Origin of the sequence: Ghiorsea bivora (assembly GCF_000744415.1) — a bacterium.
GTDB classification, from domain to species: domain Bacteria; phylum Pseudomonadota; class Zetaproteobacteria; order Mariprofundales; family Mariprofundaceae; genus Ghiorsea; species Ghiorsea bivora.
The window spans coordinates 326112-342754 of record NZ_JQLW01000005.1 but is presented as its reverse complement, the minus strand read 5'-3'; the positions used below and the strand labels follow the sequence as shown (position 1 = coordinate 342754).

Annotated in this window: 16 protein-coding genes; 3 read left to right on the top strand and 13 right to left on the bottom strand. The window is 42.3% G+C overall.

Going from position 1 to position 16643, the window contains the following annotated elements:
* Positions 1–8 precede the first annotated feature (8 nt).
* The 13 genes from DM09_RS02205 to DM09_RS02150 all read right to left on the bottom strand — a co-directional run bounded on the left by DM09_RS02205 (position 9) and on the right by DM09_RS02150 (position 13635).
* On the bottom strand, positions 9–302 hold the full coding sequence (locus tag DM09_RS02205; RefSeq protein WP_038247223.1) for a cytochrome b/b6 domain-containing protein: 294 nt from the start codon (positions 300–302) through the stop codon (positions 9–11).
* Positions 303–321: 19 nt separating this feature from the next.
* Positions 322–771 (bottom strand): c-type cytochrome, encoded by a 450-nt coding sequence (locus tag DM09_RS02200; protein ID WP_232507723.1) that lies wholly within the window; start codon positions 769–771, stop codon positions 322–324.
* A 67-nt stretch (positions 772–838) separates the two neighbouring features.
* Complete coding sequence (locus DM09_RS02195) at positions 839–1306, bottom strand: YHS domain-containing protein (protein ID WP_038247219.1); 468 nt, start codon at positions 1304–1306, stop codon at positions 839–841.
* Positions 1307–1342: 36 nt separating this feature from the next.
* The gene (locus tag DM09_RS02190) at positions 1343–2755 is read right to left on the bottom strand and encodes a multicopper oxidase family protein (RefSeq protein ID WP_198401641.1); all 1413 of its coding nucleotides are present in this window, start codon (positions 2753–2755) and stop codon (positions 1343–1345) included.
* 19 nt (positions 2756–2774) lie between these two features.
* Complete coding sequence (locus DM09_RS02185) at positions 2775–3311, bottom strand: hypothetical protein (RefSeq protein ID WP_038247217.1); 537 nt, start codon at positions 3309–3311, stop codon at positions 2775–2777.
* Positions 3312–3334: 23 nt separating this feature from the next.
* On the bottom strand, positions 3335–3463 hold the full coding sequence (locus DM09_RS11770; protein WP_269764222.1) for a hypothetical protein: 129 nt from the start codon (positions 3461–3463) through the stop codon (positions 3335–3337).
* Positions 3456–3653, bottom strand: a complete 198-nt coding sequence (locus DM09_RS02180) for a hypothetical protein (RefSeq protein ID WP_038247215.1) — start codon at positions 3651–3653, stop codon at positions 3456–3458. Before DM09_RS02180 ends, DM09_RS11770 begins: the two co-directional genes overlap by 8 nt.
* The gene (locus DM09_RS02175) at positions 3650–6799 is read right to left on the bottom strand and encodes an efflux RND transporter permease subunit (protein ID WP_038247213.1); all 3150 of its coding nucleotides are present in this window, start codon (positions 6797–6799) and stop codon (positions 3650–3652) included. Before DM09_RS02175 ends, DM09_RS02180 begins: the two co-directional genes overlap by 4 nt.
* A gap of 2 nt (positions 6800–6801) precedes the next feature.
* On the bottom strand, positions 6802–8271 hold the full coding sequence (locus DM09_RS02170; protein WP_038247210.1) for an efflux RND transporter periplasmic adaptor subunit: 1470 nt from the start codon (positions 8269–8271) through the stop codon (positions 6802–6804).
* Between the two features lie 21 nt (positions 8272–8292).
* Complete coding sequence (locus DM09_RS02165; RefSeq protein WP_232507722.1) at positions 8293–8628, bottom strand: P-II family nitrogen regulator; 336 nt, start codon at positions 8626–8628, stop codon at positions 8293–8295.
* Between the two features lie 31 nt (positions 8629–8659).
* Positions 8660–11815, bottom strand: coding sequence for an efflux RND transporter permease subunit (locus DM09_RS02160; RefSeq protein ID WP_038247208.1), 3156 nt, complete (start codon positions 11813–11815; stop codon positions 8660–8662).
* Entirely contained in the window at positions 11812–13092 is a 1281-nt protein-coding gene (locus DM09_RS02155; protein ID WP_051937939.1) for a TolC family protein, read from the bottom strand. Before DM09_RS02155 ends, DM09_RS02160 begins: the two co-directional genes overlap by 4 nt.
* A gap of 81 nt (positions 13093–13173) precedes the next feature.
* Positions 13174–13635 carry a hypothetical protein gene (locus DM09_RS02150; protein WP_038247206.1) on the bottom strand — a complete coding sequence of 154 codons (462 nt, stop codon included), beginning with the start codon at positions 13633–13635 and terminating at the stop codon, positions 13174–13176.
* A 228-nt stretch (positions 13636–13863) separates the two neighbouring features.
* Here DM09_RS02150 and folA point away from each other — a divergent pair, with 228 nt between their 5' ends.
* From folA to DM09_RS02135, 3 genes are read left to right on the top strand one after another with little or no spacing between them, the layout of a single operon-like run.
* Positions 13864–14364, top strand: a complete 501-nt coding sequence (gene folA / locus DM09_RS02145) for a type 3 dihydrofolate reductase (protein ID WP_038247204.1) — start codon at positions 13864–13866, stop codon at positions 14362–14364.
* Complete coding sequence (locus DM09_RS02140; RefSeq protein ID WP_038247202.1) at positions 14361–15374, top strand: nuclear transport factor 2 family protein; 1014 nt, start codon at positions 14361–14363, stop codon at positions 15372–15374. Before folA ends, DM09_RS02140 begins: the two co-directional genes overlap by 4 nt.
* Positions 15371–16642 carry a L,D-transpeptidase family protein gene (locus DM09_RS02135; protein ID WP_038247200.1) on the top strand — a complete coding sequence of 424 codons (1272 nt, stop codon included), beginning with the start codon at positions 15371–15373 and terminating at the stop codon, positions 16640–16642. The genes DM09_RS02140 and DM09_RS02135 overlap by 4 nt, the downstream gene beginning before the upstream one ends.
* Position 16643: the final 1 nt, after the last annotated feature.

The window sequence follows — 16643 nt, the reverse complement described above, 5'->3', positions numbered from 1 at the left end:
ACCTCCAACTACTGTTTTCTTAGCTCAGGCAATATTCGCAAAAAAACAGTGTCTCCCGACGCTACATGCAATATTGCCAAAGACACATGTCCTGCTAAATAAATATACAAAACCACAGCAAACTCAGCGTGAACTTGTATCACCAGCTGAGATAATGAGGATACAAGACTACCTAGGCCACCCCAATTATTCCAAATGATAAACCCTTGAATTGCCATTGCGGTCATCGCCAAAAGACCTAGCATTTCCACAATGAATAATAATACATTACTCGACTCTGCTAGTGAATTACGCTTGACCAATATACACCTCTACAACCTTTTATTTCAAACCGTTTTGATAAATAACATTTCGTTCAGACGACCACATTTGATAAATATCATCTGACCAAAGGTGTTGAAACCATGCAATGGCTGCAAGTTGCTCTTGTTCGTTTAGCACCTCTGCAAAAGCAGGCATTTTACCATCAAAAAGTGCTCCTCCCTTTTGTACAATCTCGACAAGTAATGGTAGCTCGTGATGCCAAGCATGGGCTGAACCATCAAGAGGTGGGGCTGGATACGAACCATCAGCCAAACGTACTTGCCAATTTTTGGTTAGTCCCTGCGCTCTACCCCCATGGCAAGATGCACAATTTTCCGCAAAAACTTTTTTTCCTTCAACGACCTGCTCACCTGTGTACCAGCGATTATCACTACGCTCTTGAAGGTCGCATGAAACCACCAAGAGTAAGCAAAACACCAAAGGCACAAGCAACACACTATGCATCATTTACTCCTACGAACTTTAACGCTATAGTCACTTAAACTGACTTATATGGCTTCCTATTTCTGTACAGCTAACGTTTTGCAGGCGGTTTATTACAACACGCCCCTTCTGGCTCTGCCAAGTTATTCAAAGCATTTTCTTCCATATCATACACCCAGTCCCACTTCCATTTGTCCAGCCATGAAGCACGCAGTGGCACAGCTTCACGCTCTAGTGCTTGTACCAACAAACGCGCACATGTTTCCAATAAGTTATAGGTTACCTTGATTCGTGATGACCGTATCTCAACTGCACGAACACCCATCAAACCTAAAAGTATGGTGCGTACCCTTTGTTGCTCTGCTTCCGATAGACGTTTAGCGACACGAAAAACTCTGCTTTTAAGCATTACTTTTCTTATGGGTTTCAAATAAAGGCGAGGTCTAGCCAAAAATCTTTGCTGACATTGTGTTGAACAAAACCAATAATCAATACCATGATGTTGACTAAAATATTGATTTGAACTGACTTGCATTTCACATACTGGACACTGTTTCATCCTATCAACCTCCTTTTAGCTAAACCGCCATCTTTTTTATGCCACTGTAAACTGCCCCATCATACCTGCATCTTCATGCTCCAAGATATGGCAATGGTACATATAAGGCGCACCTGCAACCGTGGCTTGTGAATATTGAACAATGGCTTCCACCCGCGAATTTGCAGGTAAATACACAGTATCTTTCAAACCTGTTTCATACGCTTTTGGCAAGCCACTATCACGCGTCAGTAACTGGAAGAAAGCACCATGAATATGGAAATTATGATCCATATTGGATGTGTTCTGAATATCCAAGATCTCGATATCATTCAGTACCATAGTTTCATCAATAACATTAATATTCATTTGTTTGTTATTGATATACACCTTGCCTTGCCCCATAGACAAAATGAACTGACGGGTACCTACAGCTTGATTGCGCTGTAATGGTGTCAGCGTTGCCAATGTTGTAGGGGTTGTGGTAACTGCCAGCGTATTTGCCACTACATTGGCTTTAAACAAACTGATACCTGTACCTGCATCTTGAAACAAAATGCCTTGCCCCACTAACCCTGCGAAATCGACCACAATCTCAGCGCGCTCACCGGGGCTCATGGTGATACTTGTCAAACTAACTGGCGTAGACAACAAACCTTGCTCTGTAGCAATTTGTTTAAAAACAATGCCACCACCCAATTGGAATGTATAAATACGCGAATTTGACCCATTAAGCAGGCGAAAACGTACTTCTTTGGCAGGCACATCAAGCACAGGGTCAATCACACCATTCACTAATAACGTATTGCCCTTTTTCCCTTGTTGAATCTCCATATTAGTTACACTGTAAGCAAATGTGCCATCAGCATTCATATCTCTATCTTGAACCACCACAGGAAAATCATCCTTGCCATAAGTGCTGGGTAAACTTAAACCTGCGGATACAGCATCATCAACAATCATCATACCTGCCAAACCAGCATAAACTTGTCTCGCTGTTGTGCCATGTGGATGCGGGTGATACCAATTGGTGGAGGCTTGTTGATTCACCGTATATGCCGCATTCCATGTCGTATTGGGTGCAATGATTTGATGCGGCCCACCATCCATATCAGATGGGGGTCGCATACCATGCCAATGCAACGTTGTTTCTTGCCCAATTTGATTGGTCACATTCAAATTCAACACATCACCTTGGGTCACGCGAAGCGTTGGACCAAGATAACTGCCATTGATACCCATGGTATTGGTCACGCCGCCACCTGTAAATCGCTGTGTACCTGTTTGCATGCTTAAGTTAAACACCTTATTGCCTGTAGCAGGGTCAATTGTACCCAACAACTCAGGTGGTGTATTAAAAGGACGGTTAAACACACCCGTATTCAGCGAAAGGTTGGTGCTGCTCGAACCAGCCTTGCCACCACATGACGTAATGGCTAAGCCCGCCAAACCTGCTCCGCTTGTCTTCAAAAATGCTCGTCTATCCATATTACTTGGAATCCATGTAATACACACTGGCTTTATGTTTTTTGCCATCAGCTGTTTTAAATAAAATCATAATGCCATGTTTACCAGCATGACCAAGGTCGTAACCTGCCATATACCAGTCACCCATTTTCATGAGCATTTTGGATTCCGATGAATTGTTGGGGTGAAAAACCTTAGAGTTAATCAATACATCCGTTAACGCCTTTCCATCTTGCTCAACTTTCACCATCAAATTATGCGAACCACCATGTCCCATACCATCTTTAGCAGGCATGATGTGGAAACTTACCGTGTAACCATCCACTTCTTTTTTCTCTAAAAACATTGAAGCTGATTTATCCATCTTCATATGCCCGTGTTCACTACCCATATCATGACCTTTCATATTATGGTCTGCCATGCCTTTCATATCGTGGTCACCCATCATCTCATGACCACTCATGCCCGCGCCGTGTTCATGTCCACCTTCATTCGCTAACGCTGATGTTGCTACACCAAATGTTATCAAACCTGTTAAAATTATTGCTGTTTTTTTCATTTTATTATTCCTCTTTATATATTTTAATGTACATGTTCTAAAATTGCATCGGATGAATCATCCATATTATGTTCCCAGCCACTGCCATCATGTAAATAGGAACAACTTGCGAGCAGCAAAAGTAAAACCAAACTTACAATGAATTTACTCATAACTACTTTCCTCAGATGAAGTATCTTCTTCTCCATCAGAAGAATGCATCATGCCCATTCCATCATGCATACCCATACCTCCACTATGCATGCCAGATTCATCATCACTAAACAGGTGACCTAACATGCAACCATTCAGCGATAACAAACCGAGTAACGAAGCTAATATCATCAACCTTGATAATTTCATTCTTCTTCTCCTTGTTTTTTATACAGATGTTTTTCTTTCCATTGTAAAACCAGACCATAAATCACAGGCAATACCAACAGGCTTAACAATGTCGCTGTAAACATACCGCCGATCATGGGTGCAGCGATGCGCTGCATCACATCAGAACCTGTTCCACTGCCCCACATAATGGGAACAAGCCCTGCAATCACTGCCGTTGCTGTCATGGCAATCGGACGCACCCGCTTCGTTGTACCTGATGACACCGCATGCATGATGTCACTTTCAGATAAAGCACCACCTTTTTCAGCCCTGAGTTTCGCAACCGATTGGTCGATAAATGTCATCACCAACACACCAATTTCTGCAGAAACCCCTGCCAAGGCGATAAAACCAACAGCGACTGCCACACTCATATTATAACCCAAGAACCAGACCAGCCAGAAACCACCAACCAATGCAAATGGAATAGATAACATCACCACAGCAGGGGCTAAGAAGTTTCGGAAGTTGAAATACAACAACAAGAAAATGGTGAGTAGCGTAATTGGAACCACCACTTTAAGACGAGCATTGGCACGCTCCATATACTCAAACTGTCCCGACCAAACCAAGGCGTAACCCGCTGGAATATTCACTTGCTCAGCCACCATTTTTTTGGCTTCTGCCACATAGCCACCAATATCTGATGTTGTAATATCCACATAAATCCATGCATTGGGTGTTGCATTTTCTGTTTTCACCACAGGTGCACCACGCCTAAGATTCAAATCAGTGACCAAAGATAATGGTATTTGCGCCCCTGTAGGCGTAGAAATCAACACACGTTTTAGAGCCTCCATATTATCCCTTAACTCACGTGGGTAACGTATATTAATCGGATAGCGTTCAAGCCCTTCTACCGTTTCACTAACATTCATGCCACCAATCGCCGATTGAATCACATCTTGAATATCACCAACGGTTAACCCGTAACGTGCGGCTTCTTCGCGATCGATATCGAAATCAAGGTAATAACCACCCGCAGCTTTATCAGCAAAAGCAGAAAGTGTATCAGGATGATTCTTAAGCACATTTTCAATATCGCCCGCTACTTTCTCCAATACCTTCAAGTCAGGACCTGACACTTTAATGCCAATCGGCGTTTTGATGCCCGTAGATAACATATCAATACGTGTTTTAATCGGGTAGGTCCATGCATTGGCAACACCAGGGAACTTAATCGCCGCATCAAACTCACTCATCAGTTCTTTGGTGGTTTTATTAGGGTCTGGCCACTCATCTTTCGGTTTAAGACGAATCGTGGTTTCCATCATCGATAAAGGTGCTGGATCCGTTGCCGTTTCAGCCCGACCAACTTTACCAAACACATGATGCACCTCAGGGAATGTAGCAAGGATTTTATCTGTCTGTTGCAATAATTCCTTGGCTTTGGTGATGGAAATACCTGGATATGTAGTCGGCATATACAATATGTCACCCTCATCCAATGGCGGCATAAATTCTGAACCTGTTTTCATGACAGGGTATGCAGTTACCGCTAAAACAAGCACGGCAACAATCAACGTCACTTTGCGCCATTGCATTGCTATACCTAACACAGGTTTATGTAGTTTTTTCAAGTGCACATTCAACCAGTTATGTTCTTCACTTGGGATTTTACCACGAATCAACAAACCCATTAATACGGGTACCAATGTCACCGCTAAAATCGCAGCCGCTGCCATGGCATAAGTTTTAGTGAATGCCAAAGGTGCAAACAAACGTCCTTCTTGGGCTTGCAGAGTAAACACAGGTAAAAATGACACTGTGATAATCAAGAGCGAGAAAAATAAAGCTGGCCCCACTTCTTTGGAAGCTGTCATCACTGCATCCCAGCGGGCTTTAACGCTCGCATCCTCTCGCAACTTCTCTAAGTGTTTATGCGCATTTTCAATCATCACAATCGCACCATCAATCATGGCACCAATCGCAATCGCAATACCCCCTAAGCTCATAATGTTCGCAGATAGACCTTGCCAACTCATAATGAGGAATGCCATTAAAATACCAATTGGCAAACTAATAATCGCTACCAAAGCACTACGGGCATGCATCAAGAAAATCAAACAAATAATGGCGACCACAATGGACTCTTCGATAAGCTTTTCTTTCAGATTGTCCACAGCACGCTCAATCAAATCACCCCTGTCATACACAGGTACAATTTCTACACCTTCAGGCAATCCAGCTTTAAGCTCTTCAAGCTTCTCACGCACACGTTCAATGGTTGCCAAAGCATTTTCCCCAAAGCGCATGATAATAATACCACCTGCAACCTCGCCTTCACCATTAAGCTCAGCTAAACCACGGCGCAATTCAGGGCCAAGATGAATATTTGCCAATTGTTTAAGGAATATGGGAGTGCCGTTATCATCCACGCCTACAGGAATGGTTTCCAAGTCTTTAATCGATTTGATATAACCCAGGCCACGTACCATGTATTCGGTCTCACCCATTTCAACAAGGCGCCCGCCCACATCATTATTTGAGCGTTGAATAGCATGTTTTATTTTTGAAAGTGGAATATCATAAGCCAGTAAAGCATCAGGATTAAGTTCAATTTGGTATTGTTTAACAAAACCACCAATCGAAGCTACTTCTGATACACCCTCTACAGTCTGCAACGGATAACGTAAATACCAGTCTTGAATGGATCGCAAGTGCGACAGGTCATGTTTGCCTGACTTATCAACCAATGCATACTCATAAATCCAGCCTACACCTGTAGCATCAGGGCCAAGTTTAGGTGAAACACTGCTTGGCAATCGATCAGCTGCGTAATTCAGATATTCCAACACACGGGTTCGAGCCCAATACATATCCGTACCATCTTCAAAGATGATATACACCATGGAAAAGCCAAAAAAGGAGTAGCCTCGCACCACTTTGGTGTTGGGCACAGACAACATCGCAGTGGTTAGTGGGTATGTCACTTGGTCTTCCACTACTTGTGGCGCTTGCCCTTCAAAATCAGTGAATACAATCACTTGCACATCGGACAAGTCTGGAATGGCATCCAATGGTGTATTCTTCATCGCTTGGAAACCCGCAAACGTAATTAAAACAGTTGCAATTAATACCAAGAAACGGTTTTTAATCGATAGTGCTATTAAGGAACGAATCATAATTACTGCATGTCCTCCATATTCATATCGTCGGGCATTTCCATTCCATCCATACTATCCATTTGCATATCTGCTGCTGCAGGTTCTGCTTGCGTAGCTTCCATCATCTTGGCCGTTGCCTCTTTCAATTTTGATTCGGAATCAATCAAGAATTGACTTGATGTTACAACAATCTCCCCAGCCTCTAGACCCTCAATAATTTGAGCCTGTCCTTCTGAATCAATACCTACAATGACCTTGCGAGGTTCATACTTACCTGGGCCACGTTGCACAAATACTTGTTCTTGCTCACCTGTACGTACAATAGCTTCTGAAGGCACAACCACAGCATCAATCTGTCTGCCTGCTTTAACAGTTACGTTAGCAAACATCTCTGGTTTCAAAGCTAGCTCTGGGTTATCAAACTCCAGACGCATTTTTACTGTCCGCGTTTTGGCTTCAAGGTAAGGATAAATATAAACCACTTTACCTGTGAAAGTACGTCCAGGAATACCTGCAACTTTCATTTCTGCCATATCACCCTCGCGCACCCAAGGTAAATCATCTTCATATAAATCAACAATGACCCAAACACGTGATAGGTCTGCAATCATATAAAGCTCTGTGCCTGGTGTAATACGTTGGCCATCACGTGCTCCAATCTTCATCACAATACCTTCAAAAGGCGAGTGAATATGTAACCCTTTCATTACCTTGCGCTCTTCTTTTAACTGCTTAATTTGGTGTTCTGGAACATCAAGAAATTGCAAACGTTGTACAGCTGATTCTAATAAACTCGCAGCCCCAGTACGCACATCTTCAAAAGGGCTATCTTTTAACATTTCAACATTCTTTAAGGCCAATATATATTCCTCTTGTGTTGCCACCAACTGTGGTGAATATATTGACATCAAACGCGTTCCTTTGTGTACATGTTCACCCGTTTTATCCACCATCATTTTTTCAACCCAACCATTATATTTGGGGTGCAAACGTGCAACACGTTCTTCATCATACGTAACCCGACCAACAGTGCGAATAGCACGCGTTAACGTTTCCAACTTGGCTTTAACAGTGCGAACACCAATATTTTGCACCATTGTTGGGTTGATTCTTACTGTACCTGCTGGATCAGCACTATCCCCACCATCATCTGCATACACAGGTATATAGTCCATACCCATTTCATCTTTTGAAGGTACAGGGGAAGTAATCGCTGGGTTCATCGGATTACGATAAAACAACACCTTTTTTTCCTTAGGTGTATCATCTTCAGCATACACTGGTACATAATCCATACCCATATTATCTTTTGCTGGCACAGGGGAAGTCACACTGGGATTCATTGCATTACGGTAAAACAAAATTTTACGGCCTTGATTATCACTTGTTGCCATATCTGTTGAAGAGCTACTTTGTGATGCTAGCCAATAACCACCACCAACACCTAAAACCAACACTAGGCCCATCGTTGCTAATATTTTCTTATCCATTTTTTTATCCTCTAAGTAATTTTATGACACAGTAATTTTGGACTTTGTGCGGATACGATAAAGCGTTTCCACTGGTGAAATAGCAACAATACCATCACCTTCCAAACCAATATGAGCAGCAGCAACAATTGATTGGGCAACTGTTTCAGCCTTGTTTTTCTCAATAAATATCTCAATGCGTGCATGACAACTTGTTTGATCTTGCCCGTAAAAGTTTTTGTATTCTCCACAGCCCGCTACCGAGGTAAGCGTAAATCCAGCAACGCCAGCATCACATAACGCTGCTTCTACCTTCTTCAGCATACTCTCTTGGAAAATTGCTGTTATTTTTCTCATTTTCATCGCACATGTTTGCATAGAAACTTCTCCTTCTGTCGAACTGCAATCTTTATTCAGCATCCACAGCATCCAGTTTTTTCTCCCTAACCTGCAACACCAATCCATAAATAACAGGCAAAACCAATAAGCTTAATATAGTTGTAGTCACCATACCCCCTAACATTGGAGCAGCAATTCGTTGCATCACATCAGACCCTGTACCTGAGCCCCACATAATAGGTAACAAACCCGCCATCACTGCTGTTGCCGTCATCGCAATAGGGCGAACACGTTTACCAGTACCACTTTTCACACCATCCATAATTTCAACCGGTGTAAGTGGCGCCCCTTTTTGTTGGCGTTTTTCCTTAATCTCCTGATCAATGAAAGTTAAAATCAACACACCAATTTCAGTCGCCACACCTGCCAAGGCTATAAAACCAACAGCCACAGCTACTGACAGATTATACCCCAACCACATCACCAGCCAGAAGCCGCCAACCAAAGCAAATGGTACAGATATTAAGACCACCAAAGGGGTAGTCACATTTTTGAAGTTGAAAAACAGCAGAAGGAATATCAATGCAATCGTTAGCGGAATCACCAGCTTCATTTTAGCCGCCGAACGTTCCATATATTCAAACTGACCTGACCAAACCAAGGTATATCCTGCAGGCATTTTCACCTTTTCTTCAATCATCTGCTTAGCAGTTTGAACGTAACCACCAATATCACTGGTTTTAATGTCTACATAAATCCATGCATTTAACCTAGCATCTTCACTTTTAATCACAGGTGGCCCATTCTGCATTGTAATATCGGCAAGCTGAGACAATGGAATTTGTGACCCTTGAGGTGTCGCCACTAAAACCCGCTTCAAGTGGTCAATATCACTACGCAACGCACGAGGATAACGTATATTGATAGGGTACCGTTCCAAACCTTCTACCGTAAACGAAATATTCATGCCACCAATAGCTGTTTGAATGACATCTTGCACTGACTTAATTGACAACCCGTAACGGGCAATTTCCGCTCGATTAATCTTAATATCGAGGTAATTCCCACCTACTGCACGGTCGCCAAAAGCTGATAATGTATCAGGTAACGTTTTTAGGTTCTTTTCAATGTCCTCCACGATATCCTGCAGAACATTGAGGTCTGGTCCTAATACTTTGATACCAATAGGTGTTTTAATACCCGTAGAAAGCATATCAATACGTGTTTTAATGGGATACGTCCAAGCATTTGCAAGCCCTGGGAACTGAATAGCTTTATCCATTTCACCCATCAATTCTTGCGTAGTTTTATCAGGATTTGGCCACTCTTCTTTCGGTTTCAAGGTAATTATCGTTTCAACCATAGATAATGAAGCAGGGTCTGTGGATGTTTCTGCTCGTCCCACTTTACCAAACACATGGTGCACTTCAGGGAATGTTTTTAAAATCCTATCTGTTTGCTGTACCACCTCTTTAGCTTTAGTAATAGAAATACCTGGGAACATGCTTGGCATATAAAGAATATCACCTTCATCTAACGGCGGCATAAACTCACTACCTAACTTCGACAGCGGGTATGCCATACTCATCAACAAAACAACTGAAAGCATTAACACCACCCAACGTGATTTCATACTCGCATCCAACAAGGGTTTGTGAACATATTTCAGCAAACGATTGATAGGGTTTTTTGCCTCAGGCATTATTTTTCCCCTAATAAAGTAACCCATCAACACCGGTACCAAGGTAACCGCCAATAAGGCTGCCGCAGCCATTGCATAGGTTGCAGTGAAAGCCAATGGTTTAAAAAGCCGACCCTCTTGTGCTTCCATAGTAAAAATAGCCAAGTAAGACACTGTAATAATCAATAACGAGAAAAACAGTGCCGGCCCCACTTCTTTAGAAGCTGTAGTTACTGCAGACCAGCGCTCTTTAACAGTGAGCTCGGCTCCTTTCTCCCGTTCATTAATTTCCAAGTGTTTATGAGCATTTTCAATGAGTACAATGGCTCCATCCACCATGGCTCCAAGCGTAATTGCAATACCACCCAATGACATAATGTTTGCCGCAATACCTTGCCACTGCATCAAAATAAACGCGATAAGAATACCCAAAGGTAAAGTGATAATTGCCACTAATGCAGAACGCACATGCATCAAAAACAACATGCACACCAATGAAATCACAATGAACTCTTCGATTAAATTACCTTTGAGGTTTTCAACTGCCCGCTCAATCAAGTTACTTCGATCATAGACTGGGATTACTTCCACGCCTTCAGGCAGTCCTTTTTTCAGCTCTTCCAATTTGACTTTAATAGCTTTAATGGTTTCAAGTGCATTTGCACCGTAGCGGATAATAACCACGCCGCCTGCCACTTCACCTTCACCATTTAGGTCTGCCAATCCACGCCTCAGCTCAGGACCCAAGTGAATATGCGCAAGGTCTTTCAAATAAATAGGCGTTCCATTTGCATCAGAACCAACCGCAATCAACTCTAAATCGGCAATAGACTGAATGTAACCTAAGCCACGAACCATAAATTCAGACTCTGCCATCTCAACTAACTTACCACCAACATCACTATTGGAGTCCACCACAGCTTTTTTAATAGTATCAATAGAAATTCCATAAGATAATAAAGCATCAGGGTCAACAACGATTTGGTATTGTTTAACATAACCACCAATTGAAGCTACTTCAGAAACACCCGACACTGTTTGCAATTGGAAACGCATATACCAATCTTGAATAGAGCGTAATTGTGCTAAATCATGCGTGCCTGTTTTATCAACCAAAGCATATTCAAACGCCCAGCCAACACCTGTCGCGTCAGGTCCAAGGGTTGGCGTGACTGATGGTGGAAGACTTTTAGCCGCATAATTAAGATATTCAAGCACTCGAGAACGCGCCCAATACATATCCGTATTATCCTCAAAGATAATATAGACAAACGACAGGCCAAAAAATGAATAACCCCTTACCACTTTTGCATATGGCACAGCCAACATTGCCGTAGTTAAGGGGTAAGTAATTTGATCCTCTACAATTTGAGGCGATTGCCCAGGGTACTCCGTAAACACAATCACCTGCACATCAGATAAATCCGGAATAGCATCCAAAGGTGTATTTTTTACAGCCCATGCGCCAGCAAACAACAAAAATGCAGTAGCAATAAAAACCAATAAACGGTTTTTAATTGAGGCGCCAATAATTGAGGCAATCATTGTTCCATCCTACCTGTCGCCGCATCAAGTCGAGCTAAGCTTTGGTTGGCCTCCGCTAATACTTTCCAATATTGTGTTTCATAATTATACAGCGTGACTTGAGTTCGTACGAGGTTAAGAAAATCAACCTTGTTCACTTGATACGCTGCTAGCATTGAAGCCACAGTTTGTGTTGCCTGTGGTATGATGCCTTGCTTATACAGTGACACCTGTTGCTTTGCTTTTTCATAAGCTGCAATTTCAATCCGAACTTCTGCCTGCACTTTCTCTTGCACATCTTGATAAGAAAATTCAGCTTTCATACGCTCAGCTTGGCGTTGTTCAAGTTGAGCATCCTGTTGGTTACTGGTAAAAAAGGGCAACGTCATACTTAGTGTAATACTACCTAAATCTGCACGGTTTAAGCCTGTTATCGGATTTGTATCCCTAAGCCCATAACTTGCACCCACTTTAAAGTCTGGGTAATAGTCTTTTTCTGCCAAGTTCGTATTGGCTTCTGCTGCCTGAATATATTGCTGCTGTTGAGCAAGCAGTGGGCGCGAAGCCAAAGCCTGATTCATCAACAATTCTTCACTACCAATGCCTGGCAACATTTCTTCCACTTTCTCTGGTAACACAACTTCTTGCGAGATAGGACGATTTAAAAGTGCGTTTAACCGTGATTGTTCTTGCGAACGAATTGCTTTAAGCTGAATTTGCCTATCTATAAGTTGGCTTAGCTCCAATTGTGCCAACAACACATCTTGCTGCAAACCCTCACCCACTGTGTACTTTGTTTCAGCAATACGCACAAACTGGCGCAACAACTCTTGATTGCGCACAACAATCTCTAAAGCCCTGTCTAAATAATAAAGGTTCCACCAATTCACTTTTGCTTGGCTTACCAATTGAAGTCTAAGTTCATCCACATCATCTGCAGCAGCTTTAGCCATATACAATGCAAATTTCTCTCTTAACTCTAGTTTACCGGGAAAAGGTAAAGCTTGGCTAATGCCCACTTGTAACTGTGTCATATTTTCTTGATCACGAGCGAAAGTATCCGTTGGGAAATTTAACGCACCTAGTGATAAGACGGGATCTGGTAGCCCTCCCGCTTGCTCAGGTATAAATGACCACGCACTTGCTGACGCTTTTCTTGCCAGATACGCTGGGTTTTCTTTTACCTGCATCACAGCCTTCTCTAAAGTGAGAGGCTCTTCTGCTATTGCCAAACTTGAAAAAATAAGACTCAGCGAGCCAACAATCAAAGGTGAAACTTTAAACGGAAAGGAACTCATCCAAACCTCCTACTAATTTAAAAGTTGCCAAGCAACTATATCATACAACAAAATTGCTATATGTGTTAGTAAAAGGTTAAATCAAACGCGAATGCGAAGGTTTAAGTTATAAGTTGAAAGAGAAGTGTATTGGGTTTGTAAGTCAGGCGGAAAAACAACAAATGTTGCTGTTGTTACATCGGATACGGTTGGCACAAGTGCCACAACAACGAAGTCCACGGCAATATCTGCAACATTAAAACTATGTTTATCAAATGAAATATTCACGTTTGGCATATCACAATGGGAACAAGTATGGTTCACCATACTTTGATTCATATCCACCTTACTCATGCCTATATCTTGCGTTTGTACAGACGTTTGCATATTACCTGCAAAACAATGTTCCATCGCTGAAACTTGTTGCACCGGCACTGCTGATGCAGTGGACACACAAAAACCAGCCGCAACAACTTGCAGCACAAACACGCTCAAAACAAGACCACTGATACGTTTCGCAGTAGCTTGAGCAGGCGAGAAAAGATTTTTGATTCGTCCAAACATGGCGCAAGTTTAGACACCCTAGCAAAAACAAGTCAAGTTAAAACATCTTCATCTAATATAAAACCATCTGCAGCCAAAATGCATAATGCAAACCACACCAACCACAAAAGAAAGGGCTTTTCCCAACCTGCATTTGGGTCACCATAACAGCTTATGCGCCTAATCTAGCAAAAAAGCCTGTTTCTGTTAAATTTGCGCTTCTTGAAACGATGAGGTAGCAGCAAAACAATGATTTCTTTAATTTGGGCAATGGATAACAATCGCCTGATTGGTGCAAACAATCAGATGCCGTGGTCTATCTCTGATTTGCCCGCGGATATGGCATGGTTTCGCAAACATACCTTGGGCAAGGCTGTATTGATGGGTCGAAAAACCTTTGAATCGATAGGTAAACCACTACCCAAACGGCGTAATATCATTTTATCCCGCCAAAAAAGCTTAAACATTGAAGGCTGTGAGGTGATACATAGCTTGGATGATGCCGTTAAAATGTTTCAAGATGATGAACTTATGGTGATGGGTGGGGCTGAAGTATACAAACTCGCTATACCCTATGCTGAGCAATTATATTACACCCAAATTGACCATACGTTTGAAGGTGATGCCTGGTTCCCCAAGTTGGATATGCAACAATGGCAACAAAACTTCAGCGAAAAACATGAACCTGACGAAAAAAATATATACCCTTATACCTTTGAAATATACCAAAAATGTGGAAGTAAAACATGAAAAATATATACGCAAGTATACTCATCACCTTATTGATGTTTAGCAGCCCTGCCTTGGCATACGATGTCACACAAGCCAAAGCAGACCTCAAACAAGGACGCTACACAGAGACCATTGAACAACTACGTAGCCTAGTAAAAAGTGATGCCAACAACTATGAAGCTTGGTTTTTATTTGGTGTTGCCCATGTGCATCAACAGCAGCTTCATCAAGCCATTGAGGCCTTTCGCCAAGTCATCAACTTGCGCCCAGACCTAGCCGAACCACACAATAATCTTGCCGCTGTTTACAACAATCTAGGTGATACCAAAGCTGCCGTTAAAGAGCTAGAGATTGCCTTAGAAAAACGCCCCAACTACACTATCGCGGAAGAAAACCTTGCTGACTTATATATTAAATTGGCTTTACAACACTACCGCAATACACTTAAAACATCACCCAACCCTGTGATTGAACAACGTTATGCCCGCTTGATTCAAGTGCGTAATCCCATGCCTGATGATCATGCAAACCAAACACCACACGATACGCCCGTTCCAGAGCAAAAGGCTACACAACACACAGAAAAACAAACAACACAACCTCATATTCTTACGCCTATTGCAACCGTAAAACCCCAAGCTGAACAACATCACACCACTGTTATGCCCTTGATTGCCGATCAATCGATTACGGGGGTCCTGGATGCGCTTGAAGCATGGCGTGAAGCTTGGTCTTCACAAAATTTGGATGCATTCTTTTCAGCCTATGCTGATGATTATCAACCTCCTGCTCGCTTTCAGTCACGTGATGCTTGGAAAGCGTATAAAAAACGTGTGATTAACAATAAATTATTTATTCGTATTGAACTGGATCAAGTTGAAGTGAATATGCAAGGCAAAGACATGGCAACGGTCAAACTTTTGCAACGTTTTCACTCCAATACTTACAATGGTAAAGACTTCAAAAAAATTACCTTTAAATATACACCACAAGGCTGGCGTATTATTGATGAGGCATCTGTACAATGAAGTTATGGCTCATACTTTCCTCTATTTTATGTGCCAGCACACTAGCTTGGGCTGTTGACCTTCCGAATGATGCCAACCTCACACAAAAAATGTGGCAATCACTTGAAAATCCTGAGTCCACAAATATTAGCCCTCAAGAACGCGGTATTTTAGGGGCTACCCTAGCCTTAAAACAAAACGATCCTGAAAAAGCACTGCAAATATTAAATTCACCCAGCGCACAAAATGACCCGCTCGCTAATTTACTCAAAGCCGAAGCACACCGCCGTGCTGCTTTAAAAGCGGTATCTTCTGTTGGTGATTATGCCAAACATAGCAAACTATCCAAACAACAGTTTGCAGCTATCGATTTAAGCGATGATTTAAGTGAAGCCACTGTCCGTTTACAAGCTTTTGCTGATAAAGTGGATGGCACCCAAGGTTTTCCTTTTGATGTTTTAAAAACCAATAGCCATATCCAAAGTATCTTTATCGTGGATAAATCGCGCTCACGCATGTTTGTGTATCAGCGTGATACGCAAGGTGAATTTCAACGGGTTGCCGATGAATATATTGTCACAGGTGCCAAAGGTGGTGACAAAAAAACACGTGGTGATGCGCGTACGCCCAACGGCATTTATCGTTTCACCGCTGTGCGCCACGACCCAGCACTGCGTGCCAAGTATGGCCCTGTGGTATTCCCCATTGATTACCCCAATATGCTGGATCGTTACCATGGTAAAACAGGTGATGGTATTTGGATGCACGGTTATCCAGAAAACAAACTACGCCGCCCACCCCAAGATACACGTGGCTGCTTTGCCCTACCCAACCCCAACTTGAAAAAAATGGAAGCTTTCGTCACCCCCAAACAAAGCTTGGTGCTTATTGGTAACGACTTTTCCTTTGGTGATACAAAAAAACAACAGGCTTTGTTGAGCTCTGTACAAAACAGTATTCAAACATGGATTCAAGATTGGCAATCCTTGGATAGTGATGCTTATTTGTCGCATTACCATGAAAAATTCCGCTCTGGAAAGTACAACCTTAAACGCTGGAAATCATATAAAAAACGCGTCAATGCGCGCAAGTCCTTTATTGAAGTACAGCTTAACGACATCAATATCATTCATGACCCAAACCTATGGCCTGAAGGTGAAGTTGTGATGGTTGAATTTAGCCAAAAATACCGCTCTAACAATTATAACGACACTGGCGCTAAGCGTTTATACTTGGCGCGTCATGATGCCAATCAAACATGGAAAATCCTGATTGAGGAGAATTTATAAA

Coding starts and splice junctions, on each gene's coding strand:
- DM09_RS02200 (WP_232507723.1), bottom strand. CDS start 771: ATGATGCATAGTGTGTTGCTTGTGCCTTTGGTGTTTTGCTTACTCTTG.
- DM09_RS02195 (WP_038247219.1), bottom strand. CDS start 1,306: ATGAAACAGTGTCCAGTATGTGAAATGCAAGTCAGTTCAAATCAATAT.
- DM09_RS02185 (WP_038247217.1), bottom strand. CDS start 3,311: ATGAAAAAAACAGCAATAATTTTAACAGGTTTGATAACATTTGGTGTA.
- DM09_RS11770 (WP_269764222.1), bottom strand. CDS start 3,463: ATGAGTAAATTCATTGTAAGTTTGGTTTTACTTTTGCTGCTCGCAAGT.
- DM09_RS02180 (WP_038247215.1), bottom strand. CDS start 3,653: ATGAAATTATCAAGGTTGATGATATTAGCTTCGTTACTCGGTTTGTTA.
- DM09_RS02175 (WP_038247213.1), bottom strand. CDS start 6,799: ATGATTCGTTCCTTAATAGCACTATCGATTAAAAACCGTTTCTTGGTA.
- DM09_RS02170 (WP_038247210.1), bottom strand. CDS start 8,271: ATGGATAAGAAAATATTAGCAACGATGGGCCTAGTGTTGGTTTTAGGT.
- DM09_RS02165 (WP_232507722.1), bottom strand. CDS start 8,628: ATGCAAACATGTGCGATGAAAATGAGAAAAATAACAGCAATTTTCCAA.
- DM09_RS02160 (WP_038247208.1), bottom strand. CDS start 11,815: ATGATTGCCTCAATTATTGGCGCCTCAATTAAAAACCGTTTATTGGTT.
- DM09_RS02155 (WP_051937939.1), bottom strand. CDS start 13,092: ATGAGTTCCTTTCCGTTTAAAGTTTCACCTTTGATTGTTGGCTCGCTG.
- DM09_RS02150 (WP_038247206.1), bottom strand. CDS start 13,635: ATGTTTGGACGAATCAAAAATCTTTTCTCGCCTGCTCAAGCTACTGCG.
- folA (WP_038247204.1), top strand. CDS start 13,864: ATGATTTCTTTAATTTGGGCAATGGATAACAATCGCCTGATTGGTGCA.
- DM09_RS02140 (WP_038247202.1), top strand. CDS start 14,361: ATGAAAAATATATACGCAAGTATACTCATCACCTTATTGATGTTTAGC.
- DM09_RS02135 (WP_038247200.1), top strand. CDS start 15,371: ATGAAGTTATGGCTCATACTTTCCTCTATTTTATGTGCCAGCACACTA.